At 64.2% G+C, this 4,013-nt stretch carries 4 protein-coding genes and 3 tRNA genes; all 7 read left to right on the top strand.

Annotated elements, in window-relative coordinates:
• Positions 1-9 precede the first annotated feature (9 nt).
• The 7 genes from AC3WLP_RS27790 to AC3WLP_RS27760 all read left to right on the top strand — a co-directional run bounded on the left by AC3WLP_RS27790 (position 10) and on the right by AC3WLP_RS27760 (position 3,496).
• A tRNA-Glu gene (locus tag AC3WLP_RS27790) sits at positions 10-85 on the top strand.
• A 51-nt stretch (positions 86-136) separates the two neighbouring features.
• A tRNA-Ala gene (locus tag AC3WLP_RS27785) sits at positions 137-212 on the top strand.
• Positions 213-254: 42 nt separating this feature from the next.
• Positions 255-330, top strand: a tRNA-Glu gene (locus tag AC3WLP_RS27780).
• Positions 331-500: 170 nt separating this feature from the next.
• Positions 501-1,040: a TetR/AcrR family transcriptional regulator gene (locus AC3WLP_RS27775; RefSeq protein WP_012053280.1), complete on the top strand. Its 540-nt coding sequence runs from the start codon at positions 501-503 to the stop codon at positions 1,038-1,040.
• Between the two features lie 15 nt (positions 1,041-1,055).
• Entirely contained in the window at positions 1,056-1,934 is an 879-nt protein-coding gene (locus tag AC3WLP_RS27770; RefSeq protein WP_088513102.1) for an alpha/beta fold hydrolase, read from the top strand.
• A 104-nt stretch (positions 1,935-2,038) separates the two neighbouring features.
• A complete protein-coding gene (locus AC3WLP_RS27765) occupies positions 2,039-2,473 on the top strand; it encodes an acyl-CoA thioesterase (RefSeq protein ID WP_003247186.1) in 435 nt (144 codons plus the stop codon).
• A gap of 51 nt (positions 2,474-2,524) precedes the next feature.
• Positions 2,525-3,496 (top strand): tRNA dihydrouridine synthase, encoded by a 972-nt coding sequence (locus AC3WLP_RS27760; RefSeq protein ID WP_088513103.1) that lies wholly within the window; start codon positions 2,525-2,527, stop codon positions 3,494-3,496.
• Positions 3,497-4,013 lie beyond the last annotated feature (517 nt).

The raw sequence follows: 4,013 nt of genomic DNA, 5'->3' as shown, positions 1-4,013 counted from the left end.
CGAAGGTTCGTCCCCTTCGTCTAGTGGCCTAGGACACCGCCCTTTCACGGCGGTAACAGGGGTTCGAGTCCCCTAGGGGACGCCAGTTTTACACAAGCGATGTTGTTATGTCGCTGGGCCGCGAGGCTAGAAATCCGGGGCTATAGCTCAGCTGGGAGAGCGCCTGCATGGCATGCAGGAGGTCAGCGGTTCGATCCCGCTTAGCTCCACCAATTTTGCCGCGGTTCGCGTTAGCGGATCGGCACGAAGGTTACGTCCCCTTCGTCTAGTGGCCTAGGACACCGCCCTTTCACGGCGGTAACAGGGGTTCGAGTCCCCTAGGGGACGCCACGTTTACCCGCGTTTTGCGGGACTTTAAAGGCTCATTCGCTTATTGAATGGGCCTTTTGTTTTTTCCCTTCTCAATAATTTGCCCCCGACAAACGGCCGCACATTTTGCTTGCCAAAAAATATGATGGGAATAATATTTCGATCATCATATTTTTTGTGGTGTGTGCCAGATGAGCGACAAGAAGAGCAAAACCCGCGAACGCATTCTGGAAGCTGCGCGCAGTGCGCTGATCCAGCACGGCCCGGCCGAGCCCAGCGTCAGCCAGGTGATGGGTGCGGCAGGCCTGACCGTCGGCGGCTTCTATGCGCACTTCGACAGCAAGGATGAGCTGATGCTCGAGGCGTTCCGCCAGTTGTTGGGTGAGCGCCGTGCCTTGCTCGCTCAGGTCGACCCCAATCTCGATGGCGCCGGGCGGCGAGCGCTGGCCGGGGCCTTCTACCTCTCGCGCAAGCACCGGGACTGCGAAGTACATGCTTGCCCGCTGCCTAACGCGTTGGGCGAAATGCAGCGCCTGCCGGAGGTCTTCCGCGAGGTGCTGGCCGAGCACATCGAGTTGATGACTGCCGCGATGGTCGACCGCCCTGAGGATGCCGACAAAGCGCTGGCCGACCTGGCCCTGATGGTGGGAGGGCTGGCGCTGGCCCGGGCCTTGGGGACCAGTGACCTGTCTGACCGTATTCTGCGCGCCGCCAAATCGGCGGTGCTTTAACCCTGGAGCATGGCGATGACCACCCTGAGCTGGATTCGCGGTGTCAATGGCACCTTGGGCCGCCTGGCCCCCGAGCATGTCGCGGGCAAGATGCGCCGTGCCTTCATGACCCCGCGCAACCTGCCGCCCCGGGATTGGGAGCTGCCCGTGCTGGCCAGCGCCGAGCGCATTACACTGCGCTTCGGTTTGTCTGCCTTGCGCTGGGGTCAAGGGCCGACCGTGCTGCTGATGCACGGTTGGGAAGGGCGCCCGACGCAATTTGCCGCCTTGATCGAGGCCTTGGTTCAGGCAGGGCATACGGTGGTGTCGCTGGAAGGGCCTGGGCATGGTCGTTCGCCTGGCGAGCAAGCGAATGTGGTGCTGTTTGCCCGGGCGCTGCTTGAGGCTGCGGCTGAGTTGCCGCCCTTGCGTGCGGTCATAGGTCATTCCATGGGCGGTGCCAGCGTGTTGTTGGCCCTGCAGATGGGGCTGCGTACAGAGGCGGCTGTCAGCATTGCAGCGCCGGCGCGGTTGCTTGGTGTGTTGCGTGGTTTTGCCCATCGCCTGGGGCTGCCAGCCCGGGCACGGGCAGCGTTCATTCGCCAGATCGAGCGCGATGTGGGCATGCAGATTGCGCGGCTGGATGTCACGGGTTACCAGCTGGAACTGCCGGGGCTGGTGGTGCATGCTGCCGATGATGCTCTTGTGCCCGCAGATGAGGCACATGTGATCCACAAGGCCTGGTTCGACAGCCGGCTGATGCTGCTGGAAGGGGGTGGTCACCAGCGAGTGCTCGCCGACCCGCGGCTGAGCGACGCCGTGCTCGAATTGCTGGCTCGGGCTGAAGCGGTCAGTGTCGGGGCGGCTTCAGCCGCGAACATCGGCATCGCCGGTGCCACCCACCGCGGTGTCTGATTCGCGGGCAAGCCCGCTCCTACAACGACCGCTTCAGGCTCGCTGGGGCTGGACATTGCCCCGCAGATCGCTGCTAAATCGCCTTTTGCGCCAAGGAAGCGAAAATGAGCTGGGACCTGGCAACACCCTTCGTCATCGACCTGCGCGTCGGCAGCGAGGACATCGACGGCCTTGGCCACGCCAACAATGCCGTCTATGTCACCTGGCTTGAGCGCTGCGCCTGGCGCCACTCCCAGCGTCTGGGGCTGGACCTGGCCGAGTACCGGCGCCTTGACCGGGCGATGGCGGTGGTGCGCCACGAAATCGACTACCTGGCCGCCGCCTATGAAGACGATGAGCTGCAGCTGGCCACCTGGATCATTGACTGGGACCAACGCCTGCGCATGACGCGGCGGTTTCAGCTCAAGCGCCCGCGCGATGGTGTGACGCTGCTGCGTGCGCAAACCACCTTTGCCTGCATCGAGCTGTCCAGCGGCAAGCCCAGGCGCATGCCGGCGGAATTCGTCGAAGGTTACGGTCCGGCGCTGATCGGCGCCTGAGTCACCGGCATTTTTTGTTAAACTGCCGGCTTTTTCCGCTGAGACCCCGACATGCAAATTGCTCTGGCCCCGATGGAGGGGCTGGTCGACAACATCCTGCGCGACGTATTGACCCGTGTGGGCGGTATCGACTGGTGCGTCACCGAGTTCATTCGCGTGTGCGACCGCCTGCTGCCGGCGTCCTCGTTCGACAAGCTGGCGCCTGAACTGCGTCAGGGCGCGCGCACGGCTGCCGGTGTGCCTATGCGCGTGCAATTGCTGGGTTCTGACCCGGTATGCCTGGCGGAAAACGCCGCACTGGCTTGCGAGCTTGGGGCGCCGGTGATCGACCTGAACTTCGGTTGCCCGGCAAAGACGGTGAACAAGTCGCGCGGTGGCGCGGTACTGCTCAAAGAGCCGGAGTTGCTGCACGCCATTGTGCGTGAAGTGCGGCGTGCGGTGCCGGCGAACATTCCGGTGACCTCGAAGATGCGTCTGGGCTTCGACAGCCCCGATGGGGCACTGGAGTGCGCCACGGCGCTGGCCGAGGGCGGTTCGGCACACCTGGTGGTGCACGCACGGACCAAGGTTGAGGGCTACAAGCCGCCAGCGCACTGGGAGTGGGTGGCGCGGGTGCAGGATGTGGTCAAGGTGCCGGTGTTTGCCAATGGCGAGATCTGGACGGTCGATGACTGGCGGCGTTGCCGCGAGGTCAGTGGCGCTGAAGACATCATGCTCGGGCGTGGGCTGGTATCGCGCCCGGACCTGGGCCTGCAGATTGCAGCGGCGCGGGACGGGCGCGACTATCAGCCGATGAGCTGGCATGAATTGTTGCCACTGTTGCGTGAGTTCTGGCGCCAGGCCCAGGCCAAATTGTCGCCGCGTTATGCGCCGGGGCGGATGAAGCAGTGGCTGGCGATGCTGACTCGCAGTTACCCCGAAGCGGTGGTGTTGTTTGCCGAGTTGCGCCGGGAAGATGACTGCGCGCGGATCAGCCGGTTGCTGGGGGTTGAGGCGCAAGCGTTGGAGGCTTGCGTCGCCTGAGCAGGGCTCTACGCGGGTACTGCACCTGTAGGCGCGGGGTCACCCGCGAAAGGACCGGGCCTGCTGGCCAATTACCACCCGCCGATCACCGTTGCCGCTGCCACCGTATTCGCGGGCAAGCCCGCTCCTACACACACACACACACGCATCGGTGGTTGGGCACAGGTCGTCGTAGGAGCGGGTTCACCCGCGAAGAGGCCGGCCCAGCTGGCCAATCTCCATCTTCCGTTCACCGTTGCCGCTGCCACCGTATTCGCGGGTAAACCCGCTCCTACACACATCGGTGGTTGGGCACAGGTCGTCGTAGGAGCGGGTTCACCCGCGAAAGGGCCGGGCCTGCTGGCCAATTACCACCTGCCGTTCACCGTTGCTGCCGCCACCGTATTCGCGGGCAAGCCCGCTCCTACAAACACACACGCATCCGTGGTTGGGCACAGGTCGTCGTAGGAGCGGGTTCACCCGCGAAAGGGCCGGGCCTGCTGGCCAATTTCCACCGGCCGTTCACCGTTGCCGCCGC

It is taken from the genome of Pseudomonas sp. FW305-E2, from assembly GCF_058782925.1.
Note: the sequence above shows the minus strand (reverse complement) of the source record. Positions and strands in the feature narration are given on the sequence as shown.